Annotated in this window: 13 protein-coding genes; 6 read left to right on the top strand and 7 right to left on the bottom strand. The window is 59.8% G+C overall.

Annotation, left to right across the window (positions count from 1 at the left end):
• Window positions 1-12 precede the first annotated feature (12 nt).
• Window positions 13-1,167 (bottom strand): efflux RND transporter periplasmic adaptor subunit, encoded by a 1,155-nt coding sequence (locus tag PAG01S_RS02690; RefSeq protein WP_010245312.1) that lies wholly within the window; start codon window positions 1,165-1,167, stop codon window positions 13-15.
• Between the two features lie 302 nt (window positions 1,168-1,469).
• Here PAG01S_RS02690 and PAG01S_RS02695 point away from each other — a divergent pair, with 302 nt between their 5' ends.
• The 3 genes from PAG01S_RS02695 to PAG01S_RS02705 all read left to right on the top strand — a co-directional run bounded on the left by PAG01S_RS02695 (window position 1,470) and on the right by PAG01S_RS02705 (window position 2,598).
• Window positions 1,470-1,811: a helix-turn-helix domain-containing protein gene (locus PAG01S_RS02695; protein ID WP_009090299.1), complete on the top strand. Its 342-nt coding sequence runs from the start codon at window positions 1,470-1,472 to the stop codon at window positions 1,809-1,811.
• Between the two features lie 86 nt (window positions 1,812-1,897).
• Window positions 1,898-2,332 (top strand): ribonuclease domain-containing protein, encoded by a 435-nt coding sequence (locus tag PAG01S_RS02700; RefSeq protein WP_022625697.1) that lies wholly within the window; start codon window positions 1,898-1,900, stop codon window positions 2,330-2,332.
• A gap of 2 nt (window positions 2,333-2,334) precedes the next feature.
• Window positions 2,335-2,598, top strand: coding sequence for a barstar family protein (locus PAG01S_RS02705; RefSeq protein ID WP_010670099.1), 264 nt, complete (start codon window positions 2,335-2,337; stop codon window positions 2,596-2,598).
• On the opposite strand, the gene PAG01S_RS02710 is transcribed toward PAG01S_RS02705, so the two are convergent.
• The 4 genes from PAG01S_RS02710 to PAG01S_RS02725 form a co-directional block, all read right to left on the bottom strand.
• A complete protein-coding gene (locus tag PAG01S_RS02710; RefSeq protein ID WP_062757597.1) occupies window positions 2,595-4,961 on the bottom strand; it encodes a virulence factor SrfC family protein in 2,367 nt (788 codons plus the stop codon). The genes PAG01S_RS02705 and PAG01S_RS02710 overlap by 4 nt on opposite strands.
• Window positions 4,958-7,921, bottom strand: coding sequence for a virulence factor SrfB (locus PAG01S_RS02715; RefSeq protein ID WP_062757599.1), 2,964 nt, complete (start codon window positions 7,919-7,921; stop codon window positions 4,958-4,960). Before PAG01S_RS02715 ends, PAG01S_RS02710 begins: the two co-directional genes overlap by 4 nt.
• A 2-nt stretch (window positions 7,922-7,923) precedes the next feature.
• Window positions 7,924-9,291 (bottom strand): SrfA family protein, encoded by a 1,368-nt coding sequence (locus tag PAG01S_RS02720; protein ID WP_062757601.1) that lies wholly within the window; start codon window positions 9,289-9,291, stop codon window positions 7,924-7,926.
• 172 nt (window positions 9,292-9,463) lie between these two features.
• Window positions 9,464-10,675, bottom strand: coding sequence for a benzoate/H(+) symporter BenE family transporter (locus PAG01S_RS02725; protein ID WP_140417621.1), 1,212 nt, complete (start codon window positions 10,673-10,675; stop codon window positions 9,464-9,466).
• 84 nt (window positions 10,676-10,759) lie between these two features.
• Between PAG01S_RS02725 and PAG01S_RS02730 the strand changes: the two genes are divergently transcribed.
• From PAG01S_RS02730 to PAG01S_RS02740, 3 genes are all read left to right on the top strand, one after another.
• Complete coding sequence (locus PAG01S_RS02730; protein WP_062757605.1) at window positions 10,760-11,317, top strand: helix-turn-helix domain-containing protein; 558 nt, start codon at window positions 10,760-10,762, stop codon at window positions 11,315-11,317.
• Window positions 11,318-11,383: 66 nt separating this feature from the next.
• Window positions 11,384-11,809 carry a MarR family winged helix-turn-helix transcriptional regulator gene (locus PAG01S_RS02735; protein WP_062757607.1) on the top strand — a complete coding sequence of 142 codons (426 nt, stop codon included), beginning with the start codon at window positions 11,384-11,386 and terminating at the stop codon, window positions 11,807-11,809.
• Between the two features lie 15 nt (window positions 11,810-11,824).
• Complete coding sequence (locus PAG01S_RS02740) at window positions 11,825-12,385, top strand: isochorismatase family protein (RefSeq protein WP_062757609.1); 561 nt, start codon at window positions 11,825-11,827, stop codon at window positions 12,383-12,385.
• Between the two features lie 91 nt (window positions 12,386-12,476).
• On the opposite strand, the gene PAG01S_RS02745 is transcribed toward PAG01S_RS02740, so the two are convergent.
• Window positions 12,477-12,740, bottom strand: coding sequence for a contact-dependent growth inhibition system immunity protein (locus PAG01S_RS02745; RefSeq protein WP_245006261.1), 264 nt, complete (start codon window positions 12,738-12,740; stop codon window positions 12,477-12,479).
• Between the two features lie 21 nt (window positions 12,741-12,761).
• Complete coding sequence (gene pqqU, locus PAG01S_RS02750; RefSeq protein ID WP_170933467.1) at window positions 12,762-14,882, bottom strand: TonB-dependent receptor PqqU; 2,121 nt, start codon at window positions 14,880-14,882, stop codon at window positions 12,762-12,764.
• Window positions 14,883-14,936 lie beyond the last annotated feature (54 nt).

The following is a 14,936-nucleotide window of genomic DNA, read 5'->3' on the forward strand; positions in this document are numbered from 1 at the left end:
AGCGGCCTCGGGTTATTGAGCGGCTGCCGCACGCATGGCGACCGGCTGAGCAGTGACCGGCATGCCGGGCATAAATACTTTTTGCAGACCGGCGATGATGACTTTGTCGCCGGATTGCAGACCCGATTTAACGATGCGCAAACCATCCACCATCGCGCCAGGCTGGATATCGCGCCGCTGCGCTTTACCTTCGCCATCCACCACGTAGACATATTTGCGATCCTGGTCGGTCAATACCGCTTTATCATCGATCAGCACCGCCTCGAACTGCGCGCTGCCGGGCAGACGCACGCGGGCAAACAGGCCAGGCGTAAACTGCCGCTGTTGATTGTCGAGCAGGGCGCGCATACGAATGGTGCCGGTGCTGGCGGTCAGCTGGTTATCCAGGAAGTCAATTTTGCCCTGGTGCGGGAAACCCTGTTCGCCGACCAGCGCAATCTCAACCGGCAGCGCATGGCGCTGCTGGCCCTGACGCGCCATCGCCTGATAGTTCAGGAAGGTGTTCTCATCGACATCGAAATAGACATACATCTGCTGCTGCGACACCAGCGTGGTTAACACACTGGCGCTGTCGCCGGCGGTCACCAGGTTACCGGCGGTGATCATCGCCCGGCTGGCGCGGCCATCAATCGGCGCGGTGACGCGGGTAAAGTCGAGGTTCAGCTGCGCCATATCGACCGCGGCCTCTGCGGCCAGCACATCCGCCTGCGCCTGACTGGCGGCAGAACGACGCTGCTCCCACGCTTCGCGGGAAATCGCCTGCGTGCCGATCAGCTTCTCGCTGCGGCCCGATTCGCTGCGGGCCAGACTCGCCTGACTGCGCGCCCGGGCCAGTTCCGCTTTGGCCTGCTCCAGCGCCGCGCGGTAACTCCGGTCATCAATGGTAAACAGTACCTGACCTTTTCTGACCTCATCGCCTTCACGATAGTTAACGGCATCAATGTAGCCAGAGACGCGCGGACGCAACTGCACGCTCTGCACCGCTTCAACCCGGCCATTGAAATTATCCCATTGACTGACCGGTTTGATCAGCACGGGTGCGGCACTCACTTCAGGCGGCGGGGGAGCGGCGTTTTGCGCCACACCTTTATCGCAGCCGCTCAGTTGCGTGATGAGCAGTACCATCCCTAAGAGGGTTAAACCCTGACGAACCCGGTTCGTAATCATTGTTGTTATTCCGCGATAGATATAAACAGGCGGCCTGCAGGCCAATATTTGCAACTTTTAAGATTGCAATTAATCGCGGTGAGTGTAGGCTTGCGTGGCTGGCAACTGCAAGAATAACAGATACACTTTATGTGCGGTTTAGGGCAGGGCGATGAAAGCCTGAACAACTTAGCTAAAACCCCACAGATAGTGCGGCATTTAATGTACTAATAAAACTTGCATTAAATGGCATAGTCAGCCACCCTTAAGTGTAACTGCAACTGATACTAATACTTTTCGCCACGGCGACAGGAGAGACTGGAATGATGAGTGATGCTTTTATTCACGATTTAATCGACTGGATTGATAACAACATCGAAGCACGTCTGGATCTGGATACCGTTTCAGAGCGCGCGGGCTACTCCAAATGGCACCTGCAGCGCATGTTTAAAGAGCACACCGGTTATCCACTGGGTGAATACATCCGGGTTAAGAAGCTGAAGAAATCAGCCGACCGCCTGACCAGCACAGATGAACCGATTCTCAATGTGGCTATCTCGTTAGGTTTCGACTCCCAGCAATCCTTTAACCGCAGCTTCAAACGCCAGTATGGCGTCGCGCCGGGTGCATGGCGTCGGCACAGCGGGGATTCGCACGCAGCATAACCTCGCCAGGGCCAGCTTGTCTGGCCCGCGCTTTTCTCTGCGCGCAAAACTGGTATCATCTGCGTCCTGTCGTCACGGATGCCATCATGTCAAAAAAACTCTGGATTGGACTTTTTCTCGTCCTCGCGGCCTGTTTCTACGGCCTTAAACCCTATCTGAATTCCGTTTCAACCCCTGCCCAGGCGGATATCGCCACCCTGACTGACGCCCATACCGTGGCGCGCTGGGTGCTGCAGCATCAGCAACTGCCGGACTACTACCTCACCAAAAACGACGCGCGCAAGCTTGGCTGGAATCCGGCTAAAGGCAACCTGTGTGACGTGTTGCCAGGCAGAGCCATCGGCGGCGATCGCTTTACGAACCGTGAAAAGCGTCTGCCCGCGCGTGCGGGCCGTCAGTGGTATGAAGCGGATGTGAATTATCGCTGCGGGCATCGCGACGCCGATCGCCTGGTCTACTCCTCAGACGGGCTGGTGTTTCTCTCCACCGATCATTACCGCAGTTTCAGGCAGGTGCCCTGATCATGCTTAATCTGACCTTTGACCTGCGTCAGCTCACCACGCGCGCGGCGTTTTATCAGCAGTTTGCTGAGCAGAGCGGCTGTCCGCAGACCTTCGGACATAATCTGGATGCGTTATGGGACTGGCTGACGGGCGGGATGGCGCTGCCTGCGACAATGTGGTTGCAGCACTATGCCGCGCATCAGGCCGATTTAGCGCCGGTGCTGGCGCTGCTGGAAGAGGCGGCGCAGTCGCTGGAGGGCGAACTGCGCCTGATCATTGATTAAGCGCGTAGCGGCTTGAGCAGCGCAACCAGCGCTTCGCGTGCTGCCAGTGGCAGATCGCCGCCGCCAGTGTAACCATTGTTCTCAATGATGACCTGGTTCAGCCCCACCAGCCAGTCGTAGATATAGTAGGCCGTGTGGTTGGCCGGGGCGGCAGAGAGTCTGGTCAGACGCTGACCGGAACTGAAGCTGACGCTGGGAGCCGGAGGCCGCGAGAAAATCACCTGACCCCGGTTAACGCGGCTGGCAGGGCGTTCATTTTCAGGACGCTGTAAAAAGCCGAGCCAGGCCACAAAATCCCCCAGCACCGTCATTGCCCGCGTCACCTGACGATCCGCGCGTGATTCATGGCTGACGCTCTGCGTATCGGGCTCATGCAGCGCCTGCTGCAGCTTTTGCGCGATATCGGTGCGGAATCCGGCCGTGATCAGCTCTTCAACCAGCCACTCCATCGTTGGCTTATCCACGTTCAGCAACGCCAGCAGGCTGCGGTTTTCCGGCAGCTGACGCAGATGATCCAGCCACAGCAGCAGCACCTGACGCGGATAGTGCTGCGCGCTCTGCAGACTCTGACGCGGCTGAACCGGCGCTTCAGCCGGGCTCTCACTGAACAGGTCAAATTCAAACCCGATGCCAAACTGATTTTCCGGGGCCTGAATACTGGCCGGTTTGCTGCCTTGTAAGGCGGACTGATTGAGCCACAGCTGACGCAGCGCCTCACGCGGCGGCTGCAGGCGTTCCAGCAGCTCGCCATGCAGGCCGGTCCGATGCTGTAAACACTTCAGTAGCGTATCGGCGATATTCTGTTTGCGTGCCGCCTGTTCCGGGCTGGCACCCGCTTCGGTCCAGGGCAATAAACGCCGCTCCACCACAGTGTGCTGAATCTGCGCCAGCTGAGCCAGCAGCATGTCGCGGCGCGCTTCCGGCTGCATCTCATCCTGCAACCAGCTCGCCATGCGGTCGACGCCCGCGCGATCCAGTGCCAGCATCGATCCCCAGTGCTGACCGGGCTGTCCCATCTGACGCTGCACCGCTTCATCCACATTGACCTGCTGATGGCGGGCATCGAAAGGGGTAATCGCCCAGATCAGACGCGGTTTCTCTGCGGATTCCTGTGCGGGCTGCTGACGCTGCCATTCGCGCAGCGTTTCGCTGGCGAGGTCGGCATCCTGACGCTGGCTGGCTGCGGTACAGACCAGCAGCAGATCAATTGCCTGACGCGCGGCGTAAAAACCGGGCAGCAGGGCACGTTTCTGTTCCAGCAGTTGGGCACGCAGCGGATCCTGCTGCTGCAGGCGCTGACGATCTTCCTGGGTTGCCGCGTCACCGGACTGGCCTGGCGCGGGCAGTTCCAGCATATCGGCATCATCATAGAGCGCGGTTCGCGGTGTGGAACTCAGCGGGACCAGCACTTCCAGCGTCAGCAGCGCCAGTAATCCCAGCGGCACGTTCTGCGCCTTACCGATGCGGTTACCATTCAGCGGGCAGACTTCCACCAGCTGCTGCTGATCCTGCTCACTGGCTGGCACAATCAGCTGCTCGGCTGGCAGTAGTGATGTGTCGGTCAGCAGGCTCAGCGGGGCGAGCACCCGGCTGCTGTTACGCAGCTGGTGACGCAGATGCAGCAGGGTGCGCAGCATCTCATTCAGTTCAGGCTGACCCGGCCACAGCAGTGAAAAAAGCTGTACCCGGTCGTCAACGCTGAGCCAGGGCGCCAGCTCAACCGCCTGCGGCCAGAAATGACGATCAAGCCGCGCATCGTGGTGCGCACGGCGACGGCACCAGGACCAGAGTGTCACCAGCGCATCGCCTTCCAGACCCGCCAGCGGCGTGGCGAGGCGATGACGCTGCAGGCGCTGCAGTGCGCTGTCGATCTGTGCGGTGTCGGGCGTTGTCGCGCCGGCACAGGCGACCATCAGCCGTACGATCTCCGCTTCACTCAGCAGCATCAGTTCAACCGGCCACTCGTTTGAAAGCGGCTCGCGCTGATGGCTGAAACGGGTGGCGGTAGCAAAATCGAGGTTGCCGGGATTGATATGCTGAAACCAGTTCAGCAGTTTATCGCCCATGCGGGTCACTAACTGGCCCTGTGCATCGGCCACCATTTCGTTCAGCAGCCAGGCCTTACCCGCCTGCGACTGTCCAAACAGCGCCAGCGTCACCGGACGCGCCACCTGCTGCGCCAGCGCCTGAGTCTGCACGCGCGCCTGGCGCAGTTGCAGCGTCAGGGTTTCTGCTTCCAGCGCCAGACGCGGCGACTGCTCACGGCTGCTCTCAATCCAGGCCAGACTGTTATTCAGGGCGTCCTGCAACAGGCCAAGACGTTTTGCCAGCGTTTGCGGCTGACGGGGTTTCAGGGCTTTCATCGTTTACACACGCTCCCGCTGTCAATCCAGTATTGCGCATTGGCATTGCCGGTCGCCGACAGGGTATTCAGCTTAAGACTCAACTGCTCCAGCGGCACGCGGGTGCCATCATCCAGGCGGGCATCGCTCAGCACCAGACTTTCCGGGCCGGACGCGTCGGGTCCGGCTTTTACCGCCAGCCGGATGCGCAGCACGCTCTCACCGGCCACTTTACGCGCCAGGGTAGCGTCGTTCAGCGTCAGGCTATAGAGCGGCGAGGCGGGCCAGCGATCGTTATCAAGCTGGCGGAAACCGAGACAGACGTTGCCGCGAATACGGAAACTGCGCTTTTTATCCAGCACATAGCCGGGATCGTCGAGGTCAATTTCGCTGTAGCAGAGGTTCTCGTCCGTCAGCGCCTGGTTTTCGTCGAGCATGCCAAGATAGCGAATCGTCGAGTAGGGTTCAAAATCGCCTGCGCGGAACCAGAAGCTGCTGAGGCGCAGATCCAGCGCCAGCAGGCAGAGCATCGCGCCGACCGCCGCGGTCGATTTCGGGTTGTCGATGCGGCCATGTTTGTTAAACGGATACCAGTCGCTGGTGTGATAGCCTTCCAGCGACAGAATACGGCTGCCCGGCAGCGGTTGCAGATGACGCACCAGCGCCTGAATGCCCGGGAAGCGCGACGGGCGACCGGTCAGCAGCAGCACGTCACACTGATAGAGCGACACCACTTCACACATTGAACGCAGCGCCGGGATAATCGCCATCCGGTGCTGCATAAATTCGCCGTGCAGCTGTGACAGGCTCACCACCAGTGGCACCTGTAGCAGGTCAAAGCGGCTGTTACCGCCCAGCTCGCGCTGAATCTCGCCGTTGACGAACGCCAGTACCGCTTCGCCCGGCGGCTGATCGACCAGCTCGCCAAACAGTGCGTTGATCTCCGCGTGGCTCTCCAGCGGATCCCAGTTTTCGTAGCGTTCCAGTACCGCCTGCGCCAGCGGAATAAACAGTTGTAAGGTGATCTGCTGACGCAGCGTGGCCTGACCGTCCATGCGGCTGTCGTGACCAAACAGCTTGTTCATCAGCGGTTCCGCCAGCGTCAGGCCCGCTTTCTGCAGATGCTGCTGCAGCGCCGGTAAAATCCACAGCTGAATCACATCCAGCAGGATATCGTCGCCCGCGACTTTAAAGCCTTCGCGGAACAGCAGTCGCGGCGTGATTTTGACGTTGTTGCCCTGACCATCATCCAGACGATACTGGGTGATGGCGAGGTCAGTAGTGCCGCCGCCGATATCAATCGAGGCGATGCGCAGGCTCTTGCCTGGCAGTTCGTCAGCATCGCGCGGGCGATCCGGACGGGCCATGCTGCTGAAAAAGTCTTCGGCGCGACCGGCAAAGTTGACCTGGGTTTCATTAAACAGCCAGACCATCTGACCACAGGTCGCTTCATCCCACTCCATCTGCACATCCGGCAGCGGTTTCGGGTTCTGACGTGGCAGTGCTGGTGAAAGGTCATCTTCGTCAGCCAGCCAGCCTTCCGCTTTCCAGACCAGCGCCAGCGCTTCCTGCATCCGGCGGCGGAAAATTTCACGCTCCGGCTTCGGCATCGCTGACGGCAGTGTCAGGATCACATGGCGCAGCTGACGCGGCGCGTGGCTCTGTGGCATCCGCTGACGCTGTGCCGCGCTGTTCATCTGCATCAGCGCCTGAGCCAGCAGCTCACACAGCATAAAGGTCATCAGCGAACTGCGGCTGTAGTGCGGAGAAAAGACCGGCAGACGATCGTCGGGTGCCAGCGTCGAGAGCGGCTGACCTTCGTCGTTGAGCAGGGTGGTAAAGGGCGCGGCATAGGCCAGCGGTTCAGTCTGTTCGCCGGGCGTGTTAAAACGCCAGCCTGGCTGATAGCGCGCCTCATCCCACAGATAACGACGCGGGCTGGAGAGGCCGGTGCTGCCTTCCAGTCCCACACGCTGCAGGGCCAGACGGCTCGCTTCACGGCCGACGCGGGTCAGAGAAGGCCACATAAAGGCCTGCTCACGACCGCTCTCCAGCGAGAAGTTCGCTTTGCCAAAACGGGTCTCGGCAAACTCCAGACGGCTGTCAAACAGCTCGTTGTAAACCTGATGCGGCTGCGACAGATCGCGCAGCTGCAGCTCATAGGTCTGTTTCAGGCCGTTGCTCTCTTCCGGGTGATCTTCAACCAGAATGCCGCAGGTATGGGAGTTACCGACATCCAGAATGATATCGACATTGACCGCCGGGGTCTGCAGCGTGGCAGCCTGAATATGGATCTCGCTGAGGTCGAGCTGTTCGCCCAGCAGCTCCAGCAGATTGAGGTAGTGCGCCTGATACTCAAACTCGCGCAGCGCCTGATTAATCGCCTGTTCGCGGCGATCGGAGACGCGGTCGGTAAAGGATTCGCGCAGCCAGCCGTCAACCCAGGTCAGGTCAAGAAAATCACCCAGCTCGTAGTTGTGCCAGGCGAGCGCAAAGGTCACACCGTTCTGAGCATCAGCCGTGCTGAGGCCGAGCTGTTCACCGCCATCCTGTTCCGCTACGCAGCGGGTATCAAAGGCCAGGCTGACGCGATGGGTATTGCCCGCTGCATCGGGCGCGGGCAGCGCAACCAGACGCATCCGCGCCCAGTTTTCAGGACCGCCGATAAAACGACGTCCGCTGGCGCAGCGCAGCATCGGCAGCGGCAGCCAGCAGGCTGACAGCAGGGACAGTGAGTCCGCCAGCGCGATATCAGACTCCGGGCGCACCACTTCCGCAGCGCCGCCATCTTCCGGATAGAGCAGGAACTTACCGCTGTTGCCATCGACGTTCAGGCGCAGCAGCGGGCCGTTGGCGGTCTGGCGCACAAACTGGCGGCGCGCAGGGGTATCTGAGAGTTGCAGGCCGAAATCCAGAAACTGCACGCCGCTATTTTCAATCAGCGAAATTTTTTGTTTGTCATCGATCAGGGGAGCCAGCATCGTTATTTACTCTCACGCTTAATCGTCATCGGGAAGACCCGGTCATCAGCATACTGCGCTTCACACACTGCGGCGCCGATACTCGCATGGCAGACCAGCAGTGGCATACGGTAGCGCGAACTGTTCTGGCACTTCGCCGTGTAGCGGCTCTCAATCACCAGGTTACCGGCGCTGGTCATGGCCGCGCTGACATCCGCTTTACAGGTGGTATTGCCCTGGGCGATCTGCACGCTGCCTTTGCCGTTTTTAAACTGGAAGCGCATCACCGGAGGCTTACCGGTTGGCGTCGGCATCTGGTCGATAGTGACACGCCAGCGGCCATCAATCACCCGTACCTGGCCATCGCGCACCGCATCCGGCGTCACGATCAGGTCATCGGGTTTGGCCGGAACCGGCGCCGTCACCGTTGTGGCAAGGGTAGCAGATGAGGTTGCCGGTGCGGTATCGGTGGTGATGTTGGCCGGTTTCTGCGGCTGCGATTCGGGAAGTTTTTCCGGTGCTGCCTGCTCGGCAGGTGGGGTGACAGACGGTGTCGCCGCAACCGGTGCCGGAGTCGCAGCAGGGGCCGGAGTGGATACCGTCGCCGGAGCTGACGCTGGCTTCGCAGTGGCAACCGGTGTTTTTACGGGTTCTGAACGATGCAGCAACACGGCCACCGTCACGGCGGCAGCAATCGCCACCGGCGGTAACAGATACCAGACGCGGAAACGGCGGCGAGCCGCTACAGGCGTCGCCGGCTGAGCTTCAACGGGTGCTGCAACCGGCAGCGGTTCAGCCACAGGTTCAGGTTCAGGTTCGGGCTCAGCGATCATCACTGGTTCAGCGATGACCGGCGCGGCAGGCAGCTCAGGCAGCGGTTCAACCAGCGCCACCGGCAGGTTCTCTTCCAGCGTGTCACGCAGGCAGGCCAGCGCGTCATCGCGGCTACGCGCCTGGGCATCGACAAAGCCCCAGAAGGTGATGACCGGTTTGCCATCAACCAGATAGACATACTGCTGGTCGGGGAATTGCAGGGTTTTGCTCAGCAGCGCACCAAACAGCCGCATTGATGGGTTCTCTGCCGCGCGCGCGCGCGTACTGAGATCCTGCATATCCTGCTGACAGGCGGTGAGCTGTTGCAGCGCCGCGCGACGTTCATGATCGCTGGCACCCAGCCAGGATTTGACCCGGCCGCTAAAAGGGGCATACCAGTCGAGGCGATCGCCCCGTTCATTGGCCTGAGGAATGGCCAGGCAATCTGCCAGTGCGCTCTGACGGCGCAGGCGCAGGGTTTCACGAATTTGCAGTGCTGAGGCATAGACCGGCTGGCCATTTTCACCTAACGCCAGAACTGCATCTAAATTACCGCTGCGCAGAAAAGTTTTTGCCACCTGTTGGGCCCTTATCGGTCGTTGTCTGAGGCAGAAAATCGCGTGTTATCGACGATTGGGTTGATTTTACGCGGGGCAATGACAAATCAAACGGCAGAAAAAGGGGGTAAATCCACTGTTTTTTTCACCGGCTGACGGAAAAACCACCGCTATTTCAGAGAGTATGACGCAATCAGCCGGATTTGCGCACCAGCAGCAGGTGGGCGATGACGCCGCCCGCCAGTCCCCAGAAGGCCGGACCAATGCCCAGTAGCGAAACGCCGGATGCGGTGATCAGAAAGGTGATCAGCGCGCTGTCGCGTTCGGCAGGCAGATCCAGTGCGCGGTGGAGGCTGCCACCCAGCGTGGCAAGGAGTGCCAGACCCGCCAGCGCCTCAATCAGCACCACAGGCAGGGCACTGAACAGCACGGCGATCAGCGCACCGGACGCGCCCGCCAGCAGATAGAAGATCCCCGCCAGCGCCGCCGCGCGCCAGCGTTGCTGAGGATTTGGGTCGACCTCATCGCTCATGCAGATGGCCGCCGTAATCGCCGCCACGCAGACCGAAAAACCCCCTAATGGCGACAGCAGCAGCGCAATTAATCCGGTCCAGCTCATCAGTGAAGAGACGGGCGGACGGTAGCCGTGCGCCTGTAGCGTGGCGATGCCGGGGGCGTTCTGCGACGCCATCGTCACCAGGAAATAGGGCACGCCGATCCCCAGCAGCGTGGTGAGCGTAAAGTGCGGCATCACGACTTCCGGCATCGCCAGCCTAATCGGCTGCGGCGGAAAGTGGATGGCGTGCTGTGCCAGCGCAACGGCAACACCCACCAGCAGCGTGACCAGAATCGCATAGCGGGCCAGCCAGCGGCGGGCCAGCAGCCAGGCCAGGCACATGCTGCCGCACAGTAGAAAGTTACTTTGCAAATCGGCAAAGGTCTGCAGCCCGAAGCGCAGCAGAATACCTGCCAGCATCGCCGCTGCCAGTGAAGCGGGAATGTAGTTCATCAGCCGGGCAAACAGGCCGGTGACGCCGCACAATACGATCAGCAGGTTGGCGAAAACAAAGACGCCTGCCGCCTCATTCAGCGAAATGCCGTGAAAACTGGTCGCCAGCAGCGCAGCGCCGGGCGTTGACCAGGCAGCCAGCACCGGCATGCGGTAGCGCAGTGACAGGCCCAGCGAGGCGATCCCCTGCGCGATGCCCAGCACCGACAGCCAGCCGCCAATCTGCGCGGGCGTGGCGCCCGCTGCCTGAAACATCTGATAGATAATCGCGCCACTGCTGCTGTAGCCCACCAGCACAGCCACGAAGCCGGAGACCAGCATCGGCAGGGTAAAACGGGGAGGTTCCGCTCTCGTCATGGTCAGACTCTTTAAGAGGTTGTGCGTTATAGCGCACATGGTCGCATGATGCGCTATAACGCACAAGTGTTACACTATTGCCATAACGTCACTCACCAGGATGACGAGAAAGCAGGAGAAAAAATGGCGGATTTTCAGCAACACCTGAGCAGCGCGCTCAGACAGTTGCGGCAGGCCAATGGCTGGAGCCTGACGCTGACGGCGGAGCGAACCGGCGTCAGTAAAGCGATGCTGGGCCAGATTGAGCGCGGCGAATCGAGTCCCACCGTGGCGACGCTGTGGAAGATTGCCACCGGTTTCAACGTTCCCTTTTCCTTTTTTATCGACGGCAGCGTGTTGCCTTCAGGCGCCGCGCCTGCATTCAGTCAGCCCAATGCCGACATGTCGGTACGGTCGCTGCTGCCTTACGATCCGCAACTGCGTTTTGATCTGCTGGCGGTGGAGCTGGTAGCGGGCGCGCAGAGTCATTCTTCGCCCCATGAAGCGGGCTGTGTGGAGCAGGTGGTGGTCATCGAGGGCGAACTATTGCTGGGCGTCGGTGACCTCTGGCGACGTCTGCTCGCCGGGGAGGCGTTCCAGTTCAGGGCCGATGTGCAGCACAGCTACCGGAACCCGCTCAGCACGCCGCTGCGCTTCCACAGTCTGATCCATTATCTGCAGCGCCCGGACGTTACAAATTGATACCTGAGCAAACTACACAGTTTACCTTCGTATCTTTATACTTTCGCTTATCGATGGAGACGGGTAATGAGCGATCTGACTGAATCCGCTGCAATGCTGCGCATGCTGGTGGGCAAGCTGGGCCGCCGGTTGCGCGAGTCAGCACCGCCTGGCGAATTAACCTGGTCGCAGGTCGCGGTGCTGGGTCATCTGGTTCGCGATGGGGCGATGACGGTAACGCAACTGGCGGCGGCCGAGGGCGTACGTACCCAGTCAATGGGCGCGACCGTCGCCGGGTTACTGGCGGCGGAACTGGTGACGGGCGAGCCGGATCCCCATGATGGCCGTAAAACCCGCTATCTTCCCACGACGTCCAGCATGGCGGTGATTACGTCGAGTCGCGCGATGCGCGATGACTGGCTGGTCCGGACGCTGGAAGCGCGACTGAGTCCGGCAGAACAGCAGCAACTGACCGACGTTCTCCCTCTGCTGCAACGACTCACTGACTATTAAATCTGAGGATTCAACATGGCTGTAACCACACTGGATGCAAAAACTGCGCTGATTGTTATCGACCTGCAACATGGCATTGTGGCGCTGCCGCTGGTTCATGAACCGCAGCCGGTGATCGAACGCTGTGCCGGACTGGCTGAGGCGTTTCGCGCGCACGATCTGCCGGTTGTGCTGGTTAACGTGGCTGGTGGGGCGCCGGGCCGCAATGAGCAGGCACGTCACAGCGGCGAATTGCCCGCCGACTGGGCCAAGCTGGTTCCGGCGATGACCCCACAGCAAAATGACCTTACGGTCACCAAGAAAACCTGGGGTGCGTTTCACGCCACGGCGTTGCACGATGAGCTGCAAAAGCGCGGCATTACTCAGGTAGTGATTTGTGGTATCGCGACCAGTATCGGCGTGGAATCCACCGCACGACAGGCGTATGAGCTGGGTTACAACGTCACGCTGGCGACCGATGCGATGACCGATCTCAACCTCGATACGCACAACAATAGCGTGAACCTGATCTTCCCGCGCCTGGGTGAAACCGGCAGCTGTGAGGATATTAAGGCGCAGCTGAATTCGCGCGCATGATTGGCGTGTGACGTTAAGCGTCGGGCCACCGCGACGGTGGCCCGTTGAGGGCAGACATAGCTCTTATCAAAAAACTGCGCCATGTTTCTCCCTAGGGGGCCGGACGAAACTCTTCATCAGCAATCGCTGACATAATGACATTTAAATCGTCATCCTCATTCTGAAGCAGGATGTTTATTTCATTCCGCGCTTCAATAACAGGCATGTCATGATCAATATAGCTCTGGAGCATTTCTTCGAGGGTACTGCCAAAGTCGTCATGGTGGCAGCTTAAAAACACTCTTAACATGCCGGTTAGCGCCGGGTATTGTTTCTCGGGTTTATCACCCCATCCACGGATAAGACGTGAGAACATAATGACGTTACCCGTTATAATTTAGCGGAAGGCATAACCCAGCGTTAAACCGACGCTGTAATTGCGGCCCGGCGCGGATTCGAAATAGCGACCATTACTCTCATTCACAATCACTGAACCCACATAGTGCCGGTCAAACAGGTTATCGACCCGGCCAAACAGATCCAGTGTCCAGTTCTCAACCAGCCACTTATAGCCACTGTTAACCGCTGCAACGGTGTAGGATGGGGTGTTCACGCTATTCTGATCTTCAGCGGCGATCTGGCTCAGATAACGTACCTCACTGCCTGCATAAAAGCCCTGTTCCGGCAGATAACCGAGTCCGGCGTAAGCCATGTTACGGGCAATACCAGGAATGCGGTTGCCGTCACAGCTGTCGCTGCCGCAGGCGTTAGTGCGATAGCGCGCATCCAGCAGGGTGTAGGCCATCTTCAGCCGCCAGTCCCAGGCAAACTGCTGATCCAGGCTTAACTCCAGACCGCGACGGCGGGTCTGACCGGCATTTTTATAGGTAGTGCGTCCGCCACTGCTGGCATCCGCCACAATCTCATCCTGGGTATCGGTCTGGAACAACGCCGCGCTGATCAAGCCATTGCCGATGCGTTTCTTACTACCAATCTCCAGCGTATCGCTGGTGGCCGGTTTCAGCCCCAGATTCAGACCGGTCGCGCCGTCTGAACGGTAAGAGAGCTCATTAATGGTCGGGGTTTCAAAGCCGCGACCGGCGGAGATCCACGCGTTCCAGCCTGGGTCAAAGGCATACTTCAGTGCCGCAGCGGGCAGCCATTTGTGATAGCGCGCATCACCGCTGTCGTCGCCGTTACCGGGCTGAATATAGAAGTCATCAGAGTCAAAGTTAACGGTGCTGAACCGCACACCCGCATCCAGCGACAGCTTATCGGTCAGTTGCCAGGCGGTCTGCAGATAGGGATCGAGCGTCCACATCAGGTTGCGCTCATTGCGGCGAAGATTGCCCTGTTCGCCCAGTTGCGTCACCCCGTTGCTGACCGTGAAGTTTTCATAGCCCTTGCGGCGCTCGGTCATGGTTTCGTAGTCGAGTCCGCCGGTCAGCGCCACCGGAATAGACAGCAGCGTGTCGCGATGGGTCCAGCGGGTATCGACGCCCTGATAGTGGCGGGTCAGGGCGATCACGCCACCGGGATGAGACGGGTTGCGCTGCACGGCTGCGGGGATCGACTGGAACTGGGTAGTTTCGCGCATGCCCGCATAGAGCATCACGCTGAGGTCGTCATTTTCACTCATCTGGCGCTGATAACGCAGGCCGCCCTGAGTCTGATCGACAGTCTTACGGGTGTTATAAAGCGGGACGTTGCTGACCACCTGACGTGGATTCTCACGCCACTGCGCCTCGGTTAAGCCGCCGGGATCCTGCGCGTCAATGTGAACGCTGTTAAACAGCAGCGTCAGGGTGCTGACATCATCAATACGCACGCCCAGTCGGGCGTTGCCAAGGTTCTTCTGCGCAGCGCTGTGATCACGATAGCCGTGAGTGGTGAAGCGTGAGGCGGAGACGGTGTAGTTAACATCCCCGGCATGGCTGCCGTCACCGGTCGCACCGCTGGCTTTCACGCTGTTGCGCCAGCTGCCATAGCTGCCGTACCAGCTGCTGGCTTCAAGCGTGGTCGGCTGCTGACCCTGCTGAGTGGTGACATTGATCACGCCACCCGAAGCGTTGCCATAAAGCGCAGAGAACGGGCCGCGCAGCACCTCAACATGATCAATTGAGCCGATATCGATATTGGAGGTCTGCGCCTGACCATCCGGCATGGTGGCCGGGATGCCGTCCACATAGATGCGCAGCCCGCGTACGCCGTAGGTTGAGCGGGAGCCAAAGCCACGCATCGACAGCTGCAGGTCCTGCGCGTAATTTTGCCTGTTCTGGATCTGCAGACCCGGCACGCTGCTGAGGTTTTCCGACAGGTTAACGCGCGGCGCTGCCTGGCGCATATCGTCACCACTGACCACGCTCAGGGCCGCAGGCGTATCAAGTTCGTTAAGGCCCGTTTCCGGCGGTGCAGCCGTGACGACCAGGGTATTGTCATTATCCGCCGCCAGCAGCGGCAGTGGCAAAATGGCAGGCAACATCAACAGCGTCGCCTGGCGCAGAGAGATTATTTTCATTATATGTGGCCTGAAAAAAGAGAGGATATGAACCAGGTGGAACAATTTCCGCAT

Origin of the sequence: Pantoea agglomerans NBRC 102470 (genome assembly GCF_001598475.1) — a bacterium.
Classification (GTDB): Bacteria; Pseudomonadota; Gammaproteobacteria; order Enterobacterales; family Enterobacteriaceae; genus Pantoea; species Pantoea agglomerans.

Excerpts from the sequence above, each read along its gene's own strand:
- PAG01S_RS02745 (WP_245006261.1), bottom strand. The coding sequence starts at position 12,740 with ATGTTCTCACGTCTTATCCGTGGATGGGGTGATAAACCCGAGAAACAA.
- PAG01S_RS02715 (WP_062757599.1), bottom strand. The coding sequence starts at position 7,921 with ATGCTGGCTCCCCTGATCGATGACAAACAAAAAATTTCGCTGATTGAA.
- PAG01S_RS02725 (WP_140417621.1), bottom strand. The coding sequence starts at position 10,675 with ATGTGCGCTATAACGCACAACCTCTTAAAGAGTCTGACCATGACGAGA.
- PAG01S_RS02730 (WP_062757605.1), top strand. The coding sequence starts at position 10,760 with ATGGCGGATTTTCAGCAACACCTGAGCAGCGCGCTCAGACAGTTGCGG.
- PAG01S_RS02690 (WP_010245312.1), bottom strand. The coding sequence starts at position 1,167 with ATGATTACGAACCGGGTTCGTCAGGGTTTAACCCTCTTAGGGATGGTA.
- PAG01S_RS02700 (WP_022625697.1), top strand. The coding sequence starts at position 1,898 with ATGTCAAAAAAACTCTGGATTGGACTTTTTCTCGTCCTCGCGGCCTGT.
- PAG01S_RS02705 (WP_010670099.1), top strand. The coding sequence starts at position 2,335 with ATGCTTAATCTGACCTTTGACCTGCGTCAGCTCACCACGCGCGCGGCG.
- PAG01S_RS02740 (WP_062757609.1), top strand. The coding sequence starts at position 11,825 with ATGGCTGTAACCACACTGGATGCAAAAACTGCGCTGATTGTTATCGAC.
- PAG01S_RS02735 (WP_062757607.1), top strand. The coding sequence starts at position 11,384 with ATGAGCGATCTGACTGAATCCGCTGCAATGCTGCGCATGCTGGTGGGC.
- pqqU (WP_170933467.1), bottom strand. The coding sequence starts at position 14,882 with ATGAAAATAATCTCTCTGCGCCAGGCGACGCTGTTGATGTTGCCTGCC.
- PAG01S_RS02710 (WP_062757597.1), bottom strand. The coding sequence starts at position 4,961 with ATGAAAGCCCTGAAACCCCGTCAGCCGCAAACGCTGGCAAAACGTCTT.
- PAG01S_RS02695 (WP_009090299.1), top strand. The coding sequence starts at position 1,470 with ATGATGAGTGATGCTTTTATTCACGATTTAATCGACTGGATTGATAAC.